Raw genomic sequence first — 24763 nt, forward strand, 5'->3', positions numbered from 1 at the left:
TCGACCCGGCCCCGGTGGGCAGAACAGCTGGGAGGACGGGACTCCTCGGACACCGATCACCGCGTACACCACGCACGACCAGGGACCACGACGTACAACGCCGAGCCGCCGGAGGGCAACACGTGTCGAGCGCCCACGAGGACGTCCGTACGCCCCCGGAGACGACGGAGCGGCCCCCGTCACCCCGTACGCCCCCGGAGGCCGCGGAGCGCCTCCCCGCGCCCCGCGACGGCGCCCCCTGGCCCGGCAGCCCGCAGCCGCTCGGCGCCCGGTTCCACCGCGGCCCCGGCGGCGTGGAGGGCACGAACTTCGCCCTGTGGGCCGGCGGCGCCGAGGGTGTGGACCTCTGCCTGTTCGACGAGGAGGGGCGGGAGACCCGGCTGCCGATGGCGGAGCTGACGCACGAGATCTGGCACGGCTTCGCCCCGGGGGTCCGCCCCGGCCACCGCTACGGATTCCGGGTGCGGGGCCGCTGGGACCCGTGGACGGGCGCCCGCTGGAACCCGGCGAAGCTGCTGCTGGACCCGTACGCCCGGGCGGTCGACGGCGAGTTCCGCGACGTACCGGAGGTGTTCGGGCACGTCCGCGACTGGCCGCAGCGGCATCTCGCCGACACCGTCCGCGACGACCGGGACTCCGCGCCGTACATGCCGAAGGGCGTCGTCGTCCACGACGACACCGACGGGCTCGGCAACGACGAGTGGACCGACGACCGCCGCCCGAAGACGCCGTGGGCGGACTCCGTCATCTACGAGCTGCACGTCAAGGGCTTCACCCGGCTGAACCCCCGGATCCCCGAGCACCTGCGCGGCACCTACGCCGGCCTCGCCCACCCGGCCGCCGTCGAGCACCTGACGCGGCTGGGCGTCACCGCCGTGGAACTGCTCCCGGTCCACCAGTTCGCCACCGAGGGCACGCTGCTGACGCGCGGGCTGACCAACTACTGGGGCTACAACTCGGTCGGCTACTTCGCCCCGCACGGCGGCTACGCGGCGACGGGCACGCGCGGCCAGCAGGTCGGCGAGTTCCGCCGGATGGTCCGCGCCCTGCACGACGCCGGGATCGAGGTGATCCTCGACGTCGTCTACAACCACACCGCCGAGGGCAGCGAACTCGGCCCCACCTACAGCCTGCGCGGCATCGACAACCGCGGCTACTACCGCCTCGCCCTCGACGCCCGCCGCTACGCCGACTACACCGGCTGCGGCAACACCCTGCACGTCGTGCAGCCGCAGGTGCTGCGCCTGATCACCGACAGCCTGCGCTACTGGGTGACGGAGATGGGCGTGGACGGTTTCCGCTTCGACCTGGCCGCCGCGCTGGCCCGCTCGATGCACGACGTCGACATGCTCTCCCCGTTCCTCGCCGTGATCGCCCAGGACCCGGTGCTCAGAAGGGTCAAGCTGATCGCCGAGCCCTGGGACGTCGGCTCCGGCGGGTACCAGGTCGGGTCCTTCCCCCCGCTGTGGACCGAGTGGAACGACCGCTACCGGGGCGCGGTGCGCGACTACTGGCGCGGCGCCCTGCCGGACGTGCGCGACCTCGGCTACCGGCTGTCGGGCTCCTCCGACCTGTACGCCTGGGGCGGCCGCCGCCCGTACGCCTCGGTCAACTTCGTCACCGCCCACGACGGCTTCACCCTGCGCGACCTCGTGTCGTACGAGCGCAAGCACAACGCCGCCAACGGCGAGGACGACCGCGACGGCACCGACGACAACCGCGCGTGGAACTGCGGCCGCGAGGGCGAGACGGACGACCCCGGCACCAACGCCCTGCGCCGCCGCCAGATCCGCAACCTGCTGACCACCCTGCTGCTCTCCACCGGCGTGCCGATGCTGGTCGCGGGCGACGAGATGGGCCGTACCCAGGGCGGCAACAACAACGCGTACTGCCAGGACAACGAGGTCAGCTGGGTCGACTGGTCGCTGCTGGAGCAGCCCGGCTGGCGGGAGGTCCAGCGGCTGACCGCCCGGCTGATCGCGCTGCGCCACGACCATCCCGTGCTGCGCCGCCGGGCGTTCTTCTCCGGCCGGCCGCAGGGGGACGGCGGGCTGCGCGATCTGGCCTGGTTCACCCCGCACGGACGGGAGATGACCGAATCCGACTGGTACGCCCCCACCGCCACGTTCGGCATGTATCTGTCCGGGCAGGACATCCCGCAGCGCGATCCGCACGGCCGCCCGGTGCGGGACGACAGCTTCCTGGTGGTTCTCCACGCGGGCGCGCAGCCGGTGGAGTTCACCCTGCCCGGCCCGCCGTGGGCCCGGGCGTACGAGCTGGTCGTCGACACCGCGCGGGAGGAGCAGGGCGAGGCGCCCGAGGTCAAGCACCCGGGCGGCGAGCCCGTCACGGTCGACGGGCGGTCGGTCCTCCTGCTGCGCGTACTGCCCACTGTTTTTTCCGGGGGATGACCCCCGGACCCCCAGCCGGACAAGCAGGTCGGCCGGGGTGGCCGGCACGGACATCGACGGGGGGAGCAGACCTGACTAATTGATTTGCCGCGCCGGGCCGCGACGGGAAACGATGTCAGACCTATGACAAGTGCCTCCCGGGACAAGACACACATACCGTCACCGGGTCTGCAGACCGCCGAGCCGCGCGGTCTGTGGTCCCGGAACTTCACGCTGTTCTTCGCCGCCCGCGGCGTCACCCGGCTCGGCGACGTGATGGCGCCGGTCGCCATGGCCGCCGGGCTGGTGCTGAACGGCCACGGAGCCGGGGCCGTGGGTGCCGCCATGGCCTCGATGACCGCCACCTTCGCCGGGTTCGTCGTCTTCGGCGGGGTGATCGCGGACCGGTTCAGCCCCAGATCGCTGATGATCGGCTCCGATCTGGTCCGGGTGGTCAGCACGGGCCTGATCGCCGCGCTCTTCTTCTCCGGGCACGTGGTGCTCTGGCAGCTGTGCGTGCTCTCCGCCGTGAACGGCACCTGCGCCGCCCTCTTCCAGCCGGGCATCGCCGGCACCATCCCGCGCATCGCCCGCGACGTGCAGTCCGCCAACGGGGCGATCCGCACGGTCGAGTCGGTGATGAACCTGGCGGGGCCCGCGGTCGCGGGCGCGCTGGTCGGCCTCACCGAGGCCGGCGGGGTGTTCGTGGTGCACGCCACGACGTATCTGCTGAGCGCGCTGTGCCTGATGGCGATGCGGCTCGCCCCGCCGAACGGGCGGGAGGTGCGCGGTGGCACCTTCCGGTCGGACCTGGTCGAGGGGTGGCGCGAGTTCCGGTCCCGGACCTGGCTGTGGGCCGTGATCGTGGTCTGGATGGTCTTCATGATCGCGTCCTGGGGACCGAGTGTGCCGCTGATCGCCACCAAGCTGGTCACCGAACACGGCGCGGGCGCCTTCGGCTGGATCAACTCCGCGGCGGGCGGCGGGATGGCGGTCGGCGGACTGCTCGCGATGCGGCTGCGCCCGGTGCGTCCGCTGCGGGCCGGCGCGATCGCCCTGCTCGGCCGCTGTCTGGGCGTCGGCTCGATCGTGGCGGGGCTGCCGGCCGGCTGGATCGCGGCGGCCATGGCCGTCGACGGGGCGTGCATGGCGTTCTGGGGCGTGATGTGGACGACCAGCATCCTCACCCAGGTGCCGCGGGAGGTGGTGGCCCGGGTGCACGCGTACGACGTGGCCGGATCCATCGCGATGATGCCCGTCGGCCAGGCCCTCGCCGGCCCGGCCGCGGCGGCCTTCGGTGCCACCCACGTGCTGGCGGTCAACGCGGTCGTGGCGCTCGCGGCGCCGATAGCGCTGCTCGCGGTACCCGCCATCCGCAATCTGCGCCGGGCGGAGGCCACGTGAGCGGCGCCGGGCGGGACGCCGTGTCTGGGCCGTGACGTTCCGGGAATCTCCGTAATCGGCTCGTGGCCAAAACCAGATGAGCTCACCGGCTCCGCGAACGTAAGGTCGGGATCGATGCCTGATGCAACGATAGAACGCCCGGACTCCGACCGCTCCGCCGTACGCTCCCTCCTCAGACTCTGGCCCTATGTCCGCCCCGTGCGGGCGCGCCTCGGCACGGCGGCGGTCGTCGCGGTCGTCGCGTCCTGCACCGGCCTGGTCATCCCGCTCGTCCTGAAGTGGATCGTGGACGGCCCCGTCGCCGACCGCGATCCCGCCGGTGTGTGGCTGGGCGGCGGTCTGCTGCTCGCCCTCGGTGTCGCCGAGGCCGCGCTCTTCGGACTGCGGCGCTGGCTGGTGGCCCGCCCGCTGGCCGGGGTCGAGGCCGGCATGCGCGCCGACCTCTACCGCCATCTGCAGCGGCTGCCGGTGTCGTTCCACGACCGCTGGGCCTCCGGCCAGCTGCTGTCACGCGGTACGACGGACCTGATGCTGCTGCGCATGTTCCTCGCCTTCCCGCTGACCTTCCTGCTGGTCAACGGGGTCACGATCCTGGTGGGCTTCGCGATCCTGCTCTCCCAGCAGTGGATGCTGGGGCTGATCCTGCTGGCTCCGGTGCTGCCGCTGGTGGCGCTGTGCTCGGCGTTCGAGCGGAAGTTCTTCGTCGCCGCGCGGCGGGCCCAGGACCAGGTCGGCGATCTGACCACCGTGGTCGAGGAGTCGGTGCTGGGCATCCGCATCGTCAAGGGCTTCGGCCGGCACCGCGCCCAGGCCCGCGCCTTCCGCGAGCTGGCGCAACGGCTGCGCGGCACGGAGCTGCACAAGGCGCGGCTGCTGGCGGGCATCTGGACGCTGATCATGACGCTGCCGGAGCTGGCGATCGGCGCGGCGCTGATCGTCGGCACCACGCAGGTCTCCGACGGCGAGCTGTCGGCGGGCACGCTGGTGGCGTTCCTGTCGACGGCGCTGGCACTGCGCTGGCCGGTGGAGTCGATCGGCTTCCTGCTCGCGATGAGCAACGAGGCGGCCACGGCGACGGACCGGTTCTTCGAGGTGATGGACGAGCCCGAGGCGGACGCCGGGGACACCGCCCTCACCCCGGCGGGCGCCGCGGCCGTGCCGCGCCAGGACACCGGGCTGCGCTTCACAGACGTCACCTTCCGCTTCCCCGACGCCGACCGGCCCACCCTCGAGGGCATCGACCTGCACGTGCGGTCCGGCGAGACGATGGCGCTGGTGGGCGCGACAGGCAGCGGCAAGACGGCGCTCACGGCGCTCGTACCGCGGCTGCACGAGCTGTCGTCCGGGCACATCACCCTGGACGGGCGGGACATCCAGGACCTGTCGCGCGACGAGCTGCGCACGCTGGTGGCCGTGGCGTTCGAGGAGCCGACGCTGTTCTCCGCCACGGCCGCGGAGAACGTGCTGATGGGCTCGGACGCCGCCGGCGACCCGGAGCTGCGGCGCGCCCTCGACGTGGCCCAGGCCGGTTTCGTACACGAGCTGCCGGAAGGGCCGGACACCCAGGTCGGCGAGCAGGGCCTCAGCCTGTCCGGCGGGCAGCGGCAGCGGCTCGCGCTCGCGCGGGCGATCGTCGGACGGCCCCGGTTCCTGGTGCTGGACGACCCGCTGTCCGCGCTCGACGTGCACACCGAGGCGCTGGTGGAGGCGGCGCTGCGGCAGGTGCTGTCCCAGACCACGGCGCTGGTCGTGGCGCACCGCCCGTCGACCGTGCTGCTCGCCGACCGCGTGGCGCTGCTCTCGGGCGGCCGGATCGCGGCGGTCGGCACCCACGAGGAGCTGCTGCACACCAACGCCGAGTACCGGCTGCTGATGTCGGGCGTGGACGCCTCCGCGAACGACCCGCAGCACGCCGGCGGCGCCTCCGCCGAGGACCCGCACCACGCCGGGGACGCCGCCGCGAGCGACCCGCACCACGCCGAGGGGGGCGTACCCGCATGACCACCGAGACCACGGCCGCGGCCGGAAAGGCCGACGGGAAGCAGGCCGCCCAGGACGGCGGCACACCCACCGACCCCTTCGACCAGGACGTGCTGCCCGCGCCCAGGGGCGCCTCGCTGCAGCTGCTGCGCGGCCTGCTCGCGCCGCGCCGCGGCCGGGTGGCCGTGGCGGCGCTGCTCATCCTGCTGCAGCAGGCCGCCGTGCAGGCCGGACCGCTGCTGGTGGCGTTCGCCCTCGACCGCGCGGTGCCCGCGCTGCGCCGCGACGACCACGGCCCGCTGATCGCCGTGGGCGCCGCCTATCTGGGCTGCGCGCTGGCGTCGGGCATCCTGCAGTACTGCTTCGTCCGGGCGGCGGCCCGCGTCAACCAGGACGTGCTGCTGGACCTGCGCGGCCGGATCTTCCGGCACGGCCAGGCCCTGTCGGTGGACTTCCACGACCGCTACACCTCGGGCCGGCTGATCTCCCGCGCCACCAACGACGTCGAGGCGCTGCGGGAGCTGCTCAGCGAGGGCCTGCAGGAGCTGATCGCCCTCGTCCTGGCGACGGTCTACATCGGCACCATGCTGCTCGTGCTCGACCTCGGTCTGGGCGCGGCGGCGCTGGCCTCCTTCTTCCCGCTCTACCTGCTGATCCGCAACTTCCAGAAGCGCTCGATGCGGATCTACAAGAAGCGCTCGACGGCGATCGCCCGGGTGATCGTGAAGTTCGTCGAGACGATGAACGGCATCCGCCCGGTGCAGGCGTTCCGCCGCGAGCAGGCCAACGACGGCGACTTCGACAAGCTGAACCGGCACCACGAGCAGGTCAACGGCGACTCCATCCTGGAGATGGCGCGTTACGTCGTCTCCTCCCGGCTCACCGCGAACTTCGCGATCGCGGCGATCGTGGTGTGGGGCGCGTACCGGGTGGCGGACGGCGGGCTGGCGCTGGGCGTCCTGGCGGCGGCCGTGCTGTATCTGCGCCGGCTGTACGACCCGATCGACCGGCTCGGCATGTTCCTGAACTCCTACCAGTCGGCGGCGGCCTCCCTGGAGAAGATCGCGGGCCTGCTGGCGCAGTCGCCGTCCGTGCCGGAGCCCGCCGAGCCCCGCGAACTCCCGGCCCGCCCGGCCGAGACGCCCGGCCGCGAGGTGGTCTTCGAGGGCGTGGACTTCTCCTACCGGACCGGCGGCGAGGTGCTGCCGCGCTTCGATCTGACGATCCCGGCCGGTCAGACGGTCGCGGTGGTGGGCTCCACGGGCGCGGGCAAGTCCACGCTGGCGAAGCTGCTGGCCCGCTTCTACGACCCCACGCACGGCCGGGTGCTGCTGGACGGCACGGATCTGCGGGACGTCCCGAACGCGGAGCTGCGGAAGGGCGTCGTGATGGTCACCCAGGAGGCGTTCCTGTTCTCGGGCACGGTCGCGGAGAACATCGCGATCGGCCGGCCGGACGCCACCCGCGAGGAGATCGAACAGGCCGCGCGGGCCATCGGCGCCCACGAGTTCATCGCCGCGCTGCCGGACGGCTACGACACGGACGTGCGCAAGCGCGGCGGCCGGATCTCGGCGGGCCAGCGCCAGCTGGTCTCGTTCGCCCGCGCCCTGCTGGCGGACCCGGCGGTGCTGATCCTCGACGAGGCCACCAGCTCCCTGGACATCCCCGGCGAGCGCGCGGTCCAGCGCGCCATGCACACGGTGCTGCGGGGACGTACCGCGATCGTGATCGCCCACCGGCTGTCGACGGTGGAGATCGCGGACCGGGTGCTGGTGATGTCCCAGGGCCGGGTGGTCGAGGACGGCCGGCCCGAGGACCTCATCGAGGACCGCGGCCGGTTCGCGGAGCTCCACCAGGCGTGGCAGGACAGCGTGGTGTAACTCCCCTCGCTTCGACGGCCCCGGACGCCACGGGGGTTGCCTTTCGGCCAAGGGCAGCCTCGAACGGTGTCCGGGGCCGTCGCGTGTGCGGCTGGTCCCTCTTCGGGGGACAACCGCTTGCTCGGCGTCCGGGTTTCGAACAGCGCTGTTCTCCTGGCGGACGAAATCCGGCCAACCTGACGAGGCGTACATGACATGTACGTGACGCAGGTGGGACGCTTCCCGAAGCCCAGTGGGCTTCCCCGTATGTCCGCACCACCGCTTGTTCTGCCCGGACGGCACGACCGGTCGTTCGGTCCGTTGACGGCCCGCGCCCCACCACGGCGCGTGGCCCCGCAGAAGGAGTCCGTGTGAGACGCACCCCCCACCGCCGTACGACGGCACTCGCCCTGATCGCGGCATCCGCCCTCGCCGTCACGGGACTTGCCACCGCGACGGCCGCACCCGCGCCCGAGGCCGCCACGACCAAGGCGCCCGCCTTCGAGAAGCCCGACCCGGGAGCGCTGCCCGTCAAGCTCTCCCCCGCCCGGCGCACCGAGCTGATCCAGGCGGCCGACGCCGGCAGGTCCGCCGAGGAGCGGCGCATCGGCCTCGGCGCCAAGGAGAAGCTGGTCGTCCGCGACGTCACCCTGGACGCCGACGGCACGACGCACACCCGGTACGAGCGGACGTACGCCGGTCTGCCCGTGCTCGGCGGCGACCTCGTCGTCGCCGAGTCGAAGAGCGGGGAGCTGCAAGGCGTCACCCGCGCCCGGAAGTCGGGCATCGCGCCCGCCACCACGACCGCCGCGAAGAGCGCGGCCGGCGCGCGGACGTACGCCGTCGCCGAGGCCCGCGCGGAGGGCAGCGCCAAGACCGCCGCGGACAGCGTCCGCAAGGTCGTCTGGGCGGCCGGCACCGGCGCGCCCGTGCTGGCCTGGGAGACCGTCGTCGGCGGACTGCAGCACGACGGCACGCCCAACGAGCTGCACGTGGTCACCGACGCCACCTCCGGCAAGGAGCTCTTCCGCTACCAGGGCGTGGAGACCGGCACCGGCAACACCCAGTACAGCGGCACCGTCACGCTCGGCACCGCGCTCTCCGGCAGCACCTACTCGCTGAACGACACCGGCCGCGGCGGCCACAAGACGTACAACCTCAACCACGGCACCTCCGGCACCGGCACGCTGTTCTCCGGCACCGACGACGTCTGGGGCAACGGACTGGCGTCCAACCTGGAGACCGCGGGCGCCGACGCCCACTACGGCGCCGCGCTGACCTGGGACTACTACAAGAACACCCATGGCCGCACCGGTATCCGCGGCGACGGCGTGGGCGCGTACTCCCGGGTCCACTACGGCAACAACTACGTCAACGCCTTCTGGAGCGACAGCTGCTTCTGCATGACGTACGGCGACGGCTCGGGCAACGCCAAGCCGCTCACCTCGATCGACGTGGCCGCCCATGAGATGACGCACGGCGTCACCTCCGTCACCGCGGGCCTGACGTACTCCGGCGAGTCCGGCGGTCTCAACGAGGCGACCTCCGACATCTTCGCCGCGGCCGTCGAGTTCGCCGCGAACAACTCCAGCGACGTGGGCGACTACCTCGTCGGCGAGAAGATCGACATCAACGGCAACGGCACGCCGCTGCGCTACATGGACAAGCCCTCCAGGGACGGCGCGTCCAAGGACTCCTGGTACTCCGGCATCGGCTCGATCGACGTGCACTACTCCTCCGGTCCGGCCAACCACTGGTTCTACCTGGCCTCCGAGGGCAGCGGCGCCAAGGTCGTCAACGGCGTCTCGTACGACAGCCCCACCTCCGACGGTCTGCCCGTCACCCCGATCGGCCGCGCCAACGCCGAGAAGATCTGGTACCGGGCGCTGACCACCAAGTTCGGCTCCAGCACCAACTACGCCGGGGCCCGTACGGGCACGCTGGCCGCCGCCGCCGAGCTCTTCGGGCAGGGCAGCGCCACGTACAACAACGTCGCCAACGCCTGGGCCGCCATCAACGTCGGCGCCCGGATCGCCAACGGCGTCACCGTCACCAACCCCGGCCCGCAGAGCTCCGTGGTGAACACGGCGGACACGCTGCAGATCCAGGCCACCTCCACCAACCCGGGCGCGCTCTCCTACGCCGCCTCCGGGCTGCCGGCGGGGCTCACCATCAACTCCTCCACCGGTCTGATCTCCGGTACGCCCACCGCGATCGGGTCCTCGAGCGTCACCGTCACGGTGACGGACTCGGCGAGCAGCACGGGTACGGCGTCCTTCACCTGGACCGTGGGTGACGGCAGCCAGACCGTCTTCGAGAACACCACCGACTACCCGATCAACGACAACTCGACGACCGAGTCCCCGATCTCGGTGACCCGGGCCGGCAACGCCCCCTCGGCCCTGCAGGTCGGCGTGAACATCGTGCACACCTGGCGCGGTGACCTCGTCATCGACCTGATCGCGCCGGACGGCACGGCGTACCGGCTGAAGAACTCCTCGTCGAGCGACTCGGCCGACAACGTCGTCGCCACCTACACGGTCAACGCCTCCAGTGAGGTCGCGGCCGGCACCTGGAAGCTGCGCGTCCAGGACGTGGCGACGTACGACACGGGCTACATCAACAGCTGGAAGCTGACCTTCTGATCCGGTTCCGGGAGGTCCGTCCTCCCGGACCGTCCGGTGCCGCCCGGCCCCACCCGGGCGGCACCGCGCTGCGCCCGGGGACGGAATGCGCCCGGGTACGCGCTTGCCCAGGGCCGTCCGCGTAAAGGTTCGGTCATCTTGCAGACTTGTCGCCTTTGCCCCACTGACATTCCCCCGTTCCGGTGCCAAGATCCGTTAGCCCTCCGGCACCAACCTCATCTGCCACCGCAGTTCGAAGGAGTTCCAGCGTGCGCGTGTCCTCCCGTACGGCGATATCCCTGGCGACAGCAACCCTGCTCGCCGCCGGCCTGAGCGCCGTGACCGTCCCCGGGGCGGGCGCCGCCCCCGCGCAGCCCGACCCGGGCGCGAGGCCGGCGAAGCTGACCCCGGCCGAGCGCACGGCGCTCATCGGCGCCGCCGACGCCGGCAAGTCGGCCGAGGCGAAGCGCCTGGGGCTGGACGCCAAGGAGCGGCTGGTCGTCCGCGATGTCCAGAAGGACGCGGACGGCACCCTGCACACCCGCTACGAGCGGACGTACGAGGGTCTGCCGGTCCTCGGCGGCGACCTGGTCGTGCACACCGCCAAGTCCGGCAAGGCCCTGGGCCAGACCCGGGCGTTCCAGGGCAGCGTGGCGGTCGCCGACACCAAGGCGCTGACCGCGCCCGGCGGCGACTCCCGCAAGGTGATCTGGGCGGCCGACGGCAAGCCGGTGCTGGCCTGGGAGACCGTCACCCGCGGCACCCAGCACGACGGCACGCCGAGCGAGCTGCACACGGTCACCGACGCGAGGACCGGCGCGAAGCTCTACGACTACGAGGCCGTACGGACCGGCAGCGGCGAGTCGATGTACAGCGGCACCGTGCAGCTCGGCACCACCCCGGTGAACGGCGCGTTCTCGCTGAAGGACGCGGGCCGCGGCGGGCACTCCACGTACAACCTGAACGGCGGCACCAGCGGCCAGGGCACCCTGTTCACCGACGCCGACGACGTCTGGGGCAACGGCACCGCCGGCAACGCGCAGACCGCGGCCGTGGACGCGCACTACGGCGCCGCGATGACCTGGGACTACTACCAGAACACCTTCGGCCGCAACGGCATCCGCAACGACGGCGTCGCCGCCTACTCCCGGGTCCACTACGGCAACGCGTACGTCAACGCCTTCTGGAACGACAGCTGCTTCTGCATGACCTACGGCGACGGCGCGGCCAACCAGCACCCGCTGACCTCGCTGGACGTGGCCGGCCACGAGATGTCGCACGGCGTCACGGCCGCCACCGCGGGCCTGGTCTACTCCAAGGAGTCCGGCGGCCTCAACGAGGCGACCTCCGACATCTTCGGCACCGCCGTGGAGTTCAGCGCGAACAACTCCACGGACACCGGTGACTACCTCATCGGCGAGAAGATCGACATCAACGGCGACGGCACCCCGCTGCGCTACATGGACAAGCCCTCCAAGGACGGCGCGTCCGCGGACAACTGGAGCCGCAGCCTCGGCCGGCTCAACGTGCACTACTCGTCCGGTCCGGCGAACCACTTCTTCTACCTGCTGTCCGAGGGCAGCGGCGTGAAGACGGTCAACGGCGTGACGTACAACAGCCCGACGTACGACGGGCAGGCGGTGACCGGGATCGGCCGCGCGGCGGCCGAGCAGATCTGGTACCGGGCGCTGACCGTCTACATGACCTCGCGCACCGAGTACGCGGGCGCCCGCACGGCCACCCTGTCGGCGGCGGCCGACCTGTACGGCGCGGGCAGCACCCCGTACGCGGCGGTCGACCGGGCGTGGGCGGCGGTCAACGTCCACTGACCGGTCACCTGTAACCCCACGCACACCACCGGCACCGCCCCTCACATCACGGGGCGGTGCCGGTTCGCGTCGGCCCCGTGACAGAGGGCCGCGGCGGATGCCAGGATCGCGGAGCCCCCCGCACCGATGCACCACCCAAGTACCTCTGCCACCGCAGCCAAAGGAGTTCCGAGCGTGCGCATACCATCCCGCACGGCCATAGCCCTGGCGACGGCGACCCTGCTCGCCACCGGCATGACCGCCCTCAGCGGAACCGGCGCGGGCGCCGCCCAGTCCCAGCCCGACCCGGGCAAGCTGCCCGCCAAGCTCACCCCCGCCCAGCGCACCGCGCTGATCAAGTCGGCCGACGCGGGGAAGTCCGCGACGGCCCGTTCCCTGAAGCTGGACGCGAAGGAGCAGCTCGTCGTACGCGACGTGCTGAAGGACCGCGACGGCACCGTCCACACCCGCTACGAGCGCACCTACGCCGGACTGCCCGTCCTCGGCGGGGACCTGATCGTGCACACCGCGAAGGACGGCAAGGCCCTCGGCGTCACGAAGAAGCTGAAGGGCAGCACCGCGGTCGCCTCCACCAAGGCGTCCGTCACGCCCGCCGGCGACTCCCGCAAGGTGGTCTGGGCCGCCGACGGCAAGCCCGTACTCGCCTGGGAGACCGTCACGCACGGCACGCAGGCGGACGGCACCCCGAGCGAACTGCACACCGTCACCGACGCGAGGACCGGCGCGAAGCTGTACGAGTGGGACGCCGTCCACACCGAGGGCACCGGCGAGTCGATGTACAGCGGCACCGTGGCGCTGGGCACGACGGCCGTCACCGGCGGCTTCGCGCTGACCGACGCCGGGCGCGGCGGGCACGGCACGTACGACCTGAACCACGGCACCAAGGGCCAGGGCACCCTGTTCACCGACGCCGACGACCACTGGGGCGACGGCACGCCCGCCAACGCGCAGACCGCGGCGGTCGATGCCGCCTACGGCGCCGCGGCGACCTGGGACTACTACCAGAGCGTGCACGGCCGCAACGGCATCCGCAACGACGGCGTGGCCGCGTACTCCCGCGTCCACTACGGCGTGGCGTACGTCAACGCCTTCTGGCAGGACTCCTGCTTCTGCATGACGTACGGCGACGGCGCGGGCGACATGAAGCCGCTCACGTCGATCGACGTGGCCGGCCACGAGATGAGCCACGGCGTCACCGCGTCCACCGCGGGCCTGATCTACTCCAAGGAGTCCGGCGGCCTCAACGAGGCGACCTCGGACATCTTCGGCACCACCGTCGAGTTCAACGCGAACAACGCCAACGACGTGGGTGACTACCTGATCGGCGAGAAGATCGACATCCGCGGTACGGGCGCCCCGCTGCGCTTCATGGACAAGCCGTCGAAGGACGGCCGGTCGGCGGACTACTGGGATCCGAAGCTCGGCAAGCTCAACGTGCACTACTCGTCGGGTCCGGCGAACCACTTCTTCTACCTGCTGTCCGAGGGCAGCGGCGTGAAGACGATCAACGGCGTGACGTACGACAGCCCGACGTTCGACGGCGCGCCGGTGAGCGGCATCGGCCGCGCGGCGGCGGAGCAGATCTGGTACCGGGCGCTGACGGTCTACATGACCAAGCGCACGGACTACGCGGACGCGCGGCTGGCCACGCTGTCGGCTGCCGCCGACCTGTTCGGCGCGGACAGCGCCCAGGCCGCGGCGGTCGACAAGGCGTGGGCGGCGGTCAACGTCCACTGACGGCCGGGGACGGCGGCCACCCTATTCGGATGGGGGGCCGCCGTCCCTCACCGCTCGGCAAGCGTCGCCGTCCCTCACCGCATGGTCAGCGCCGTGCACTCTCACCGCATGATCAGCCCGGACTCCTCGCTCGTGCTCTCCGTGGGGGCCGCCACCAGCCCCATCTCCGCGGGCGCCGCGAGGAGCCGGTGCGCGGGCAGGATCCGCACCGTGTAGCCGAACGGGCCGGTGCGGTCCAGGGCCAGCGGCCCCTCGTACAGCCACCGTCCGTCGGCGTCCGGCCCGGACGCCGGCTTCAGCGGCACCATCTCCGGATCGGTGATCACATCACCGGTGTCCACCCGGCCGGAGGCCGCCTGCACCTCCACGTCGTCCGGCGCCAGCTCGCCGAGGCGGACGCGCACCCGCAGCCCGATCGTGGCGCCCAGCTCCGCCGAGCTGTCGCCCGCCTCGACGTGCTCCACGGCCACCTGGTGCCAGGCGCCGCGCACCCGCTGCTTGAAGGCGGCCAGTTCGCGGGCCGTGGGCGGGTCGAGCGTGCGGTGGGCGCGGGCGGCGGGGGCGTACAGCTTCTCGACGTACTCCCGCAGCATCCGGCCCGCGAGGACCTTCGGGCCCAGGTTGACCAGGGTCTGGCGGACCATCTCGATCCAGCGGTCGGGCAGTCCGGAGCGGCCCTTGTCGTAGAACCGGGGCGTGATGCGCTCCTCCAGCAGCTCGTAGATCGCGCCGGCCTCCAGCTCGTCTCGGCGCGCCTCGGAGGTGGCGGTGCCGTCGGCCGTGGGGATCGCCCAGCCGAAGTCGGGCTCGTACCACTCGTCCCACCAGCCGTCCAGGACGGAGAGGTTGAGGCAGCCGTTGAGGGCCGCCTTCATGCCGGAGGTGCCGCACGCCTCCAGCGGGCGCAGGGGGTTGTTCAGCCAGACGTCACAGCCGGTGTAGAGCTTCTGCGCCATCGCCATGCCGTAGTCCGGCAGGAAGACGACGCGGTGGCGCACCCGCGGGTCGTCGGCGAACCGGACCAGCTCCTGGATCAGGCGCTTGCCGCCGTCGTCGGCGGGGTGCGCCTTGCCGGCGACGACGATCTGCACGGGCCGCTCGGGGTGCAGCAGCAGCTCCATCAGCCGGTCGCGGTCGTTGAGCATGAGCGTGAGCCGCTTGTACGACGGGACGCGGCGGGCGAAGCCGATGGTCAGCACGTCGGGGTCCAGCACGCCGTCGATCCAGCCCAGCTCCGCCTCGCCGGCGCCGCGCTGCCGCCAGGAGGCGCGCAGCCTCGCGCGGACCTCCTCGACGAGCTGCTCGCGCAGCACGCGGCGCAGCTCCCAGATGTCGGCGTCGGGGATGGCGGCGACGGCGTCCCAGCGTTCGCCGGTGCCGACGGTGAGGGCGTCCTCGGTGCGCTGGGCGCCGATCTGGCGGGCGCCGAGGCGGAACACCTCGGGGGCGACCCAGGTGGGGGCGTGGACGCCGTTGGTGACGGAGCCGATGGGCACCTCGGCCGGGTCGAATCCGGGCCACAGGCCGTTGAACATCCCGCGGCTGACGCCTCCGTGGAGGGTGGAGACGCCGTTGGCGCGCTGGGCGAGGCGCAGTCCCATCACGGCCATGTTGAACAGGTTGGGCTCGCCGCCGGGGTAGGACTCGTGGCCGAGCCGCAGGACCTCGCCCACGTCGATGCCGGGCAACTCGGCGTCGTCGCCGAGGTGGCGGGCGACCAGTTCGCGGTCGAAGCGGTCGATGCCGGCGGGGACGGGGGTGTGGGTGGTGAAGACGGTGCCGGCGCGGACGGTCTCCAGGGCGGCGGCGAAGCCGAGGTCCGCGCCGTCGGTGATGAGCTCGCGGATGCGCTCCAGGCCGAGGAAGCCGGCGTGGCCCTCGTTGGTGTGGAAGACCTCGGGGGCCGGGTGGCCGGTGAGCCGGCAGTACGTCCGTACGGCACGGACGCCGCCGATGCCCAGCAGCATCTCCTGCAGCAGCCGGTGCTCGCTGCCGCCGCCGTAGAGGCGGTCGGTGACGTCGCGTTCGCCGGGCGCGTTCTCGTCGACGTCGGAGTCCAGCAGGAGCAGCGGGACGCGGCCGACCCGGGCCAGCCAGACGGAGGCGTACAGGGAGCGGCCGCCGGGCAGGGCGAGGCGGACCAGGCAGGGGGCGCCGCTCTCCTCCTGCAGGCGGTTCAGCGGCAGCTCGTTGGGGTCGAGGACGGGGTAGTGCTCCTGCTGCCAGCCGTCGCGGGAGAGGCTCTGGCGGAAGTAGCCGTGGCGGTACAGCAGGCCGACGCCGATCAGGGGGACGCCGAGGTCGCTGGCGGCCTTGAGGTGGTCGCCGGCCAGGATCCCGAGGCCCCCGGAGTACTGGGGCAGGGCGGCCGTGATGCCGAACTCCGGGGAGAAGTAGGCGATCGCGGCGGGCAGGTCGTGGTGGCCGGCCTGCTGGTACCAGCGCGGTCCGGAGAGGTAGTCCTGCAGATCGCCGGCGACGGAGCCCAGCCGGCGTACGAACCGGCGGTCCGCCGCCAGCGCGGCCAGGCGCTCGCTGGAGACGCCGCCGAGGAGCCGTACCGGGTCTCCGCCGGTGGCGCGCCAGCCCTCGGGGTCCACGGACTCGAACAGCTCGCGCGTCTCCGGATGCCAGGACCAGCGCAGATTCCGGCTCAGCTCGCCGAGCGCGCGCAGCGGCTCGGGCAGGACGGGGCGGACGGTGAACCTACGGATAGCCTTCACGGTTTCGACGGTAGTGCCCAGCGCGCGGAGGGCAACAGAACGCCTCATTTCGGCCAACGGTATTTCACTGTCCGAAAGTTGACGGCCACTCTCGGTGATCTCGCCAGCTCCGCGCGCCGGCGACCGGTCTGGACCACAGAGGGTGCGTGGCGGCCCTTCCCAAGGCCTGCGACCCGTGGGTAACTCGTAACGCGCCTGTTCCAGGGCGCAAGTTCCGCCCCGTACGGCTTTCCGGCACCGCCTCACCACCTCACCCCACTGAGCCCCAGGAGGCCCCCGTGACGCAGTACAGATTCCCCGCGCCCAGCTCGCTGTTACGCCGCTCCGCCGGCCTGGCCGGCGTGCTCGCCGCGGCCTTCGCCCTGCTGCTGACCTCGCCCGGCGCCGCGAGCGCCGCGGGCGGGCTGCCGCCGGCGGACCAGGTGCCCGTCGGGGACGCCTGGATGGGCTCCGGTGTGCGCGAGGAGCAGACGCCGCCGTCCGGCGGGATCGGGATCGAGAGCCACGGTGACGGGGTCCAGGGGATCGACGTCTCGCACTGGCAGGGCTCGATCAACTGGACGTCGGTGCGGAACGCGGGCATCCAGTTCGCCTGGATCAAGGCGACGGAGGGCACCAGCTACAAGGACCCGCAGTTCAACGCCAACTACACCAACGCCTACTACGCGGGTGTGATCCGCGGCGCGTACCACTTCGCGCGGCCGAACCTCTCCAGCGGCGCCACGCAGGCGAACTACTTCGCGTCCAACGGCGGGGCCTGGTCCCGGGACAACCTGACCCTGCCCGGGGTGCTGGACATCGAGAACAACCCGTCGGGCTCCGCGTGCTACGGGCTGTCCCAGACCTCGATGCGCAACTGGATCCTGGACTTCTACAACACCTACAAGTCCCGCACCACCCGTGACGTCGTGATCTACACCAGCCCCTCCTGGTGGAACACGTGCACGGGCAGCTGGTCGGGGATGGCCACGCGCAGCCCGCTGTGGGTCGCGCACTGGACGTCGAACCACACCCCGAGCCTGCCGGGCGGCTTCTCGGTCTGGACGATCTGGCAGTACACCAGCTCCGGCACGGTCTCCGGCGTCTCGGGCAACGTCGACCGCGACAAGTTCAACGGCGACCGCTCCCGACTGCTGGCCCTGGCGAACAACACGGCGTGACGCCCGCGGGTGGGGCCGGCGCGGCCGGTCCCACCTCCCCGGCGGAGCGGGTGCCGCGCAGGGGATCCACAAAACGTGAACATTGCTCTACTCTTCCGCCATGCCGAGGATCCGTAAGAGCCTGGTCGCGCTGGCGGCCTTTCTGGCCGTGTTCGCCGGGGCCGCGCCCGCCGTGGCGCACGAGGAGCGACCCGTGGACTTCCCCGATGGGTCGGGGAGTGTGCCGACGTACCGGGCGGAGGAGCCCGATCTCGTCGTGTGCAAGACCGACCGGGCGGACTTCGAGCGCCGGATATCCGGCTTTCCGGCGGAGCTGAGGCAGCGCAACCTCGCCCTCTTCGACCAGTGCCAGAAGAGCGGCTTCCGGCATGTGCAGGAGGCCGTGAACGCGGTCGACAAGGCCGGCATGAACATCGCGGTCCTGCCGGGGCTGTATCTGGAGGAGCCCACGCAGCCGGGGCCTGAGGGCGCGTGCGCCGAACTCAAGGCGCCGAAGTCGTCGTTCGGGTACCAGATCCTGTCGTACGAGCAGCAGAAGCAGTGCCCCACCAACCAGAACCTGATCGCGATCCTGGGCAAGCAGGACCTGCAGATCGAGGGCACCGGCGCGAGCCGCAACGACGTGATCATCGACGGGCAGTACAAGAAGCTGAACGTGATCCGCGCGGACGGCTCCGACGGGATCTACCTCAAGAACTTCACCGCGCAGCGCTCGACCTTCAACTCCGTGTACATCCTGGCCGGCGACGGCTTCGCCATCGACGACGTGCTGACCCGCTGGAACGACGAGTACGGCTTCCTCACCTTCGCCAGCGACCACGGCCTGTACAAGGACTGCGAGTCCTACGGCAACGGCGACTCCGGCATCTATCCGGGCAGCGCCTCCGACGTCAACAGCGACCGCGGCTACGACGTGCGGCGCTACTCGATGGAGATCACCGGCTGCCGCAGCCACCACAACATGGTCGGCTACTCCGGCACGGCGGGTAACTCCGTCTGGGTCCACGACAACGAGTTCGACCACAACATGGCCGGCGCCACCATGGACAGCGCCTTCCCCGGCCACCCCGGACTGCCGCAGGACCACGCGAAGTTCGAGCGGAACCTGGTCCACGACAACAACCAGGACTACTACCGCTACGTCCGCGACGGCACCTGCGCCAAGCCGCCCGCCGAGCGCGGCTACGAGAAGGGCGTCGTCTGCCCGCAGATCTCCGTGCCCGTCGGCACCGGCTTCATCGTCGCCGGCGGCAACTACAACCTCTTCCAGGACAACTGGATCTACGGCCAGCAGCGCGCCGCCTTCGTCCTGCACGCGGTGCCCGCGTTCATCCGCGGCGAGAACGCCTTCGGCAAGCAGTGGGACACCTCCCACCACAACCGCTACATCGGCAACCACCTCGGCGTGGACCGCGAGGGCGCGTCCCGCCCCAACAAGACGTCCGTGTGGTGGGACGGCCAGGGCGAGGGCAACTGCTGGTCCGGGCTGGCCGGCCAGTCCAACCCGCCCGCGCTGCCCTCCTGCGGCGACAAGCCGGGCGAGGTGTCGGGGGGCGGCGACCGCGTCGTCGGCGAGCCGGTGAAGCTGGCGCAGCTGCTGGTGTGCGCGGAGTACGACGCCGGGGCGCGCAAGCTGCCGGCAGGCTGCGACTGGTACGGGGCACGGGGCGTCGAGCGGATCGAGACGCAGCTGGCGCTCGCCGTGGCGGCCGTGCTGGGGCTGGTCGGCGGGGTGCTGTGGTGGCGGCTGCTGCGCCGTGACCGGTGGGGCACGGTCGCCGCCGGGGCGGGGCTGGCGGGGCTGGTGCTCGACGTGGTCGGGTCGGCGAGCTCGTACGCCCATACGGCGCTCCCGTGGGTGGCGCTGGTGCTGCTCGGCGGCTGGTGGGCCGGGACGGGGTGGCTGCTGCGGGGGCGGCGGCCGGTGTTCGGGTGGGTGACGCTGGGCCTGGGGGTCCTGACCATGGCCGACGCCTTCGACAAGGCCGTCGTGATGATCCCGTGGATCCCGCTCAGCCCGGCCTGGATCCGGACCGTCGTGGGCCTGGTGTGGGTGCTGTGGGGCGTGGTGGCCGCGGCCCGCCAGCCACTGCGGGCCGACGCGGGCGCGGACGCTGGGGAGCCGGACCGCGGGGCGGCACCCGACGGCGGCCCGGTGGCGCCCGGGCCGGAGCCGACGGCGGCGACGGCATGAGGCGCACCGCGCCGGGGGCGGCCGTCGCGCTGGCCGCCGCCCTCGCCGTGGCCCTGGCGGTGGCCGGCTGCTCGCGGCCGACCACCCACCACCGGCCGGGCACCAGCCACGACACCGCGACGGCCCCGGTCGCCCCGGCCACCCAGCCGCCGGACGAGTCGGGCAGCGATCTGCACGACCAGGGCGAGGAGGGCCACGACGCCGACTCCGGCTCGGGCTCCGACTCGGGCTCCAAGAACGGCGACACCGACCCGCAGGCGGCGGGGACGCAGGCGGACGAGACCGTGCGGATCACGGTCGCCGACGGCAGGGTCAGCCCGTCCCCCGGCCGGGTCGAGGTGCGCGAGGGCGACCGGGTCGCCCTGGTCGTCACCAGCGACACCGCCGACGAACTGCACGTCCACGGCCTGGACAAGACCGCCGCCCTGGCCGCCGGGCGGACCACCACGCTGACGTTCACCGCCGACCGTACGGGCGTGTTCGAGGTCGAGACGCACGAGTCCGGCCTGGTCCTCACCCAGCTGCTCGTCCGGTGACGCGGCAGCCTGCCCATCCGGTGACCGACACCCCATGACCCCCACTCTCCCCATGACACTCACCCCGGCTCACACCCTCGACCTCGCCCACGGCATCGGCAGCCGTCAGGACCTGCCGATCTCCGCCTTCTACGCCTACGCGGGCGCGTTCACCGCCCTGTTCGTCTCCTTCCTCGCCCTCGGCCTGCTGTGGCCCTCGCCCCGCTTCGCCGGCGCCACCGCGGGCCGCGCCCTGCCCGCCGCGGTGCGCCGCGCCGCGGACAGCGCCGCCCTGCGCCGCACCCTGCGGGTGCTGGGCCTCGCCGCGGCCGTGTTCGTCGCCGGCCACCTCCTCCTCGGGCCGGACGACCCCGACCGCAATCCCGCACCGGGCGCCGTGTACGTCCTGCTGTGGGTGGGGCTCGTCCCCGCCTCCCTCCTGCTGGGCCCCGTCTGGCGGCTGCTCAACCCCCTGCGCACGCTGCACGCCGCCGGCTGCCGCGCGCTCGGCCGCGATCCGGCCGCGGGCCGGCCGCTGCCCGGGTGGCTGGGCTACTGGCCCGCGGCCGCCGGGCTGTTCGCGTTCACCTGGCTGGAACTCGCCTCGGCCGAGCCCGCCTCCCGCTCCTCGCTGCTCACCTTCCTCTCCCTCTACGCCGTCGCCCAGCTCACCGCCGCCGCCGTGTACGGCGCGGGCTGGTTCGACAAGGGCGACGCGTTCGAGGCGTACTCCTCGCTCCTCGGCCATCTCTCGCCGCTGGGCCGCCGCGCCCACGACGGCCGTCTCGTCCTGCGCAACCCCTTCCACAGCCTGGACGCCGTGCCCGTCGCCCCCGGACTCGCCGCCACGGTCTGCGCGATGCTGGGCAGCACCGCGTACGACGGCTTCTCCAAGGCGCCGTGGTGGATCGACACCCTGCAGACCTCCTCCCTCGGCCGCACCGGTGCCGCCACCCTCGGCCTCAGCGCCGCCTGCGCCCTGGTCGCCCTGCTCTACACCGGCTGCGCCCTCGCCGCCCGGCTGATCTCCGGCCGCCGGCCGGGACCTGCGGTGCGGCGCCCGGTCAACGCCTTCGCCCACTCCCTTCTGCCCATCGCCACGGGCTACTTGATCGCCCACTACTTCTCACTCTTCGCCATCGAGGCCCCACGTACAGTCACCATCGCATGGGGCACTGACAATCCGCCCCCACCTGCGGATCTCCTCTCCCCGGGGGGCCTGGCCACCCTCCAGGTCGGCGCGATCGTCCTCGGCCACGTCCTCGGGGTGATCGCCGCCCACGACCGCTCGGTGCGCCTCTTCCCGCCCGCCCGCGCGGTCGCCGGACAAGTCCCCCTGCTCGTCCTGATGATCTGCTACACCACCGGCGGGCTGACCCTGCTGCTCCAGGCCTGACGGGGCATGACGGACAATGGACCGGATGGAAGCACCGACCGACGCGCCCACGCTGCGCCGCACCCCCGTCCAGCAGCGCAGCGCCGAACGCCTGGTCCGGATCCTCGACGCCTGCGCCGCCCTGCTGGACGAGTCCGGTTACGAGGCCCTGTCCACCCGGGCCGTCGCCGAACGCGCGGGCGTGCCCATCGGCTCCGTGTACCGGTTCTTCGGCAACAAGCGGGAGCTGGCCGCCGCCCTGGCCCACCGCAATCTGGACGAGTTCGCCGTCCGCATCCAGGCAAGGCTGGACCGCGACCCCGACACGGACGGCGACGCGGCCACCGATACGGGCGGGAAGACGGACCGCCCCGGCGGCTGGCGCCGCGTCATCGACGCGATGCTCGACGCGTATCTGGAGATGAAGCGCACCGTCCCGGGTTTCGGCCTGATCGACTTCGGGGTACCCGGCCCTCCGGACCCGGCGGCCCCCGCCAACCTCCGTGTCGCCGCCCGGCTCTGCGAACTGCTCACCGCACGCCTCGGCATCCCGCCCACGGAGGCGATCGACCGCGCCTGCCTGGTCGCGGTCGAGGCCGCCGACGCACTGCTGCAACTGGCGTTCCGTACCGACCGGAACGGCGACCCCACGCTCGTCGCCGAGACGCGCACCCTGCTGCACGCCTACCTGGCGCGGACCCTGGACCCCGCCTGAGCCGACCGCCAAGCCCCGGCAAAACCTTTCTCCCCAACCCGACGGCGAGGCTCGCCGACGCCCGAGGTGTCGGTTAATGTCGCATCCAGGCAATGCGTCAGCAGCCGCACGCTACGCACGAGTAGTTCACCTGCGGCCGGATTGCGCCGCCTCCGGCCGTGGAAGGCTCACCGCATCCCCTTCGAGCACATCCAGCGTTTTACGAACAACCTTCACCAAAGCCCCCGAACCGTGACGCCAGGTGATCCGATTGTCCGCGCAGATCGGCCGTATACCCATCCGTGATGTCCACCCCCGCACCGACTGCGGGCTGCGCCCCGCGAAGGCGGTGACCGGCGAGTCCTTCCAGGTCACCGCCACCGTGTTCCGCGAGGGGCACGAGGCGGTCGCCGCGAACGTGGTGCTCGTCGACCCGCGGGGCAGACCCGGCCCGTACACCCCGATGCGCGAGCTGGCCCCCGGCACCGACCGCTGGGGCGCCGAGGTCACCCCGACCGGGGAGGGCCGCTGGACGTATACGGTCGAGGCCTGGGGTGATCCGCTCACCACCTGGCGGCACCACGCGGAGATCAAGATCCCGGCGGGGATCGACCCCGAACTCGTCCTGGAGGAAGGCGCGCTGCTGCACGAGCGCGCGGCCGAGGGCGTACCGAAGGCCCACCGCGGCGCCGTGCGCGAGGCCGTCGCCGCCCTGCGCGACGAGACCTGGCCGATAGCGGAGCGGCTGGCCGCCGCGCTCGGCCCGGAGCTGCTGGAGATACTCGGCCGCCATCCGCTGCGCGAGCACGTCACCGCCTCCGATCCGCTTCCGCTGCTGGTGGAGCGCCAGCGGGCGCTGTACGGCTCCTGGTACGAGCTCTTCCCCCGCTCCGAGGGCGCGAAGGTCGACCCGGCCGGGCTGGAACGCCCCGTCAGCGGCACCCTGCGCACCGCCGCCGAGCGGCTGGAGGCGGTCGCCGCGATGGGCTTCGACGTGGTGTACCTGCCGCCCGTCCACCCCATCGGCAGCGCCTACCGCAAGGGCCCCAACAACAGCCTCTCCCCCGGCCCTTACGACGTGGGCAGCCCCTGGGCGATCGGCTCCTCGGCCGGCGGGCACGACGCGGTCCACCCGGATCTCGGGACGATCGACGACTTCGACCACTTCGTGGCCACGGCCCGCCGCCACCGGCTGGAGGTGGCCCTGGACTTCGCGCTGCAGTGCTCCCCGGACCATCCCTGGGTCGAGAAGCACCCCGAGTGGTTCCGCCACCGGCCGGACGGCACGATCGCGTACGCCGAGAACCCGCCGAAGAAGTACCAGGACATCTACCCGGTCTTCTTCGAGACGGACTTCGACGGCATCGTCCGCGAGACGGTGCGGGTGCTGCGGCACTGGATGGACCACGGCGTACGGATCTTCCGGGTGGACAACCCGCACACCAAGCCGGTGTCCTTCTGGGAGGAGGTCATCGGGGAGATCAACGGCTCCGACCCGGACGTGGTCTTCCTCTCGGAGGCGTTCACCCGCCCCGCGATGATGCGCGCCCTGGCCCAGGCGGGCTTCCAGCAGTCGTACACGTACTTCACCTGGCGCAACACCAAGCAGGAGCTGACCGAGTATCTGACGGAGCTGGCGGGCGAGACCGCGAGCTATCTGCGGCCCAACTTCTTCGTCAACACCCCGGACATCCTGCACGCCTATCTGCAGCACGGCGGGCGCCCGGCGTTCGCCGTACGCGCCGTGCTGGCGGCCACCCTCTCGCCGAGCTGGGGCGTGTACGCCGGGTACGAGCTCTGCGAGAACGCGCCCGTGCGCCCGGGGAGCGAGGAGTACCTCGACTCCGAGAAGTACCAGCTGCGGCCGCGCGACTGGCGGCGCGCCGAGACCGAGGGGCTGGCCCCGCTGCTGCGCTTGCTCAACGAGGTCCGGCGCCGCCACCCCGCCCTGCAGTGGCTGCGCAATCTGCGCTTCCACCACACGGACGACGACCAGGTGATCGCGTACTCCAAGCGCCGGGGGCGCGACACCGTCGTCACGGTCGTGAACCTCGACCCGTACCACACCCACGAGGCAACCGTCTCGTTGGACATGCCGGAACTCGGCGCCTCCCTGGCCCAGGAGACCGGCAGTGAGCCCCTGCTGGTGCGCGATGAGCTCACCGGCGAGACGTACGCCTGGGGGCGGCACAACTACGTACGGCTGGACCCGGGCCGCGACCCCGCCCCGGCCCATGTTCTGACCGTGCTGCCGCCCAGGCACTGAAGCCCGCCCACCG

Annotated in this window: 14 protein-coding genes; 13 read left to right on the forward strand and 1 reads right to left on the reverse strand. The window is 72.2% G+C overall.

The features are described 5' to 3' along the window. Positions 1-122 precede the first annotated feature (122 nt). From glgX to AB0M28_RS08415, 7 genes are all read left to right on the forward strand, one after another. On the forward strand, positions 123-2411 hold the full coding sequence (gene glgX / locus AB0M28_RS08385) for a glycogen debranching protein GlgX (RefSeq protein ID WP_365399755.1): 2289 nt from the start codon (positions 123-125) through the stop codon (positions 2409-2411). A 192-nt stretch (positions 2412-2603) separates the two neighbouring features. Next, positions 2604-3794 carry an MFS transporter gene (locus AB0M28_RS08390; protein WP_365399899.1) on the forward strand — a complete coding sequence of 397 codons (1191 nt, stop codon included), beginning with the start codon at positions 2604-2606 and terminating at the stop codon, positions 3792-3794. A gap of 114 nt (positions 3795-3908) precedes the next feature. Next, positions 3909-5795 (forward strand): ABC transporter ATP-binding protein, encoded by a 1887-nt coding sequence (locus tag AB0M28_RS08395; RefSeq protein WP_365399757.1) that lies wholly within the window; start codon positions 3909-3911, stop codon positions 5793-5795. Next, positions 5792-7654: an ABC transporter ATP-binding protein gene (locus AB0M28_RS08400; RefSeq protein ID WP_365399760.1), complete on the forward strand. Its 1863-nt coding sequence runs from the start codon at positions 5792-5794 to the stop codon at positions 7652-7654. The genes AB0M28_RS08395 and AB0M28_RS08400 overlap by 4 nt, the downstream gene beginning before the upstream one ends. A 350-nt stretch (positions 7655-8004) precedes the next feature. After that, complete coding sequence (locus AB0M28_RS08405) at positions 8005-10278, forward strand: M4 family metallopeptidase (protein ID WP_365399763.1); 2274 nt, start codon at positions 8005-8007, stop codon at positions 10276-10278. Between the two features lie 308 nt (positions 10279-10586). Beyond that, positions 10587-12086, forward strand: coding sequence for a M4 family metallopeptidase (locus tag AB0M28_RS08410; protein ID WP_365399902.1), 1500 nt, complete (start codon positions 10587-10589; stop codon positions 12084-12086). 234 nt (positions 12087-12320) lie between these two features. Further along, the gene (locus AB0M28_RS08415) at positions 12321-13823 is read left to right on the forward strand and encodes a M4 family metallopeptidase (protein WP_365399904.1); all 1503 of its coding nucleotides are present in this window, start codon (positions 12321-12323) and stop codon (positions 13821-13823) included. A gap of 101 nt (positions 13824-13924) precedes the next feature. Here AB0M28_RS08415 and glgP read toward each other — a convergent pair whose 3' ends face one another. After that, entirely contained in the window at positions 13925-16546 is a 2622-nt protein-coding gene (gene glgP, locus AB0M28_RS08420; RefSeq protein WP_365399765.1) for an alpha-glucan family phosphorylase, read from the reverse strand. Positions 16547-16824: 278 nt separating this feature from the next. On the opposite strand from glgP, the gene AB0M28_RS08425 reads away from it, so the two are divergent. The 6 genes from AB0M28_RS08425 (at position 16825) to AB0M28_RS08450 (ending at position 24750) form a co-directional block, all read left to right on the forward strand. Continuing rightward, the gene (locus AB0M28_RS08425) at positions 16825-17706 is read left to right on the forward strand and encodes a GH25 family lysozyme (protein WP_365399767.1); all 882 of its coding nucleotides are present in this window, start codon (positions 16825-16827) and stop codon (positions 17704-17706) included. 100 nt (positions 17707-17806) lie between these two features. Continuing rightward, positions 17807-19900 (forward strand): right-handed parallel beta-helix repeat-containing protein, encoded by a 2094-nt coding sequence (locus AB0M28_RS08430; RefSeq protein ID WP_365399770.1) that lies wholly within the window; start codon positions 17807-17809, stop codon positions 19898-19900. Continuing rightward, on the forward strand, positions 19897-20436 hold the full coding sequence (locus AB0M28_RS08435) for a cupredoxin domain-containing protein (protein ID WP_365399773.1): 540 nt from the start codon (positions 19897-19899) through the stop codon (positions 20434-20436). Before AB0M28_RS08430 ends, AB0M28_RS08435 begins: the two co-directional genes overlap by 4 nt. A gap of 52 nt (positions 20437-20488) precedes the next feature. Then, on the forward strand, positions 20489-21811 hold the full coding sequence (locus AB0M28_RS08440) for a hypothetical protein (RefSeq protein WP_365399776.1): 1323 nt from the start codon (positions 20489-20491) through the stop codon (positions 21809-21811). Positions 21812-21836: 25 nt separating this feature from the next. Then, positions 21837-22505 (forward strand): TetR/AcrR family transcriptional regulator, encoded by a 669-nt coding sequence (locus AB0M28_RS08445; protein WP_365399779.1) that lies wholly within the window; start codon positions 21837-21839, stop codon positions 22503-22505. A gap of 244 nt (positions 22506-22749) precedes the next feature. After that, on the forward strand, positions 22750-24750 hold the full coding sequence (locus AB0M28_RS08450; protein WP_365399907.1) for an alpha-1,4-glucan--maltose-1-phosphate maltosyltransferase: 2001 nt from the start codon (positions 22750-22752) through the stop codon (positions 24748-24750). Positions 24751-24763 lie beyond the last annotated feature (13 nt).

It is taken from the genome of Streptomyces sp. NPDC051940 (assembly GCF_040680895.1).
GTDB lineage: Bacteria > Actinomycetota > Actinomycetes > Streptomycetales > Streptomycetaceae > Streptomyces.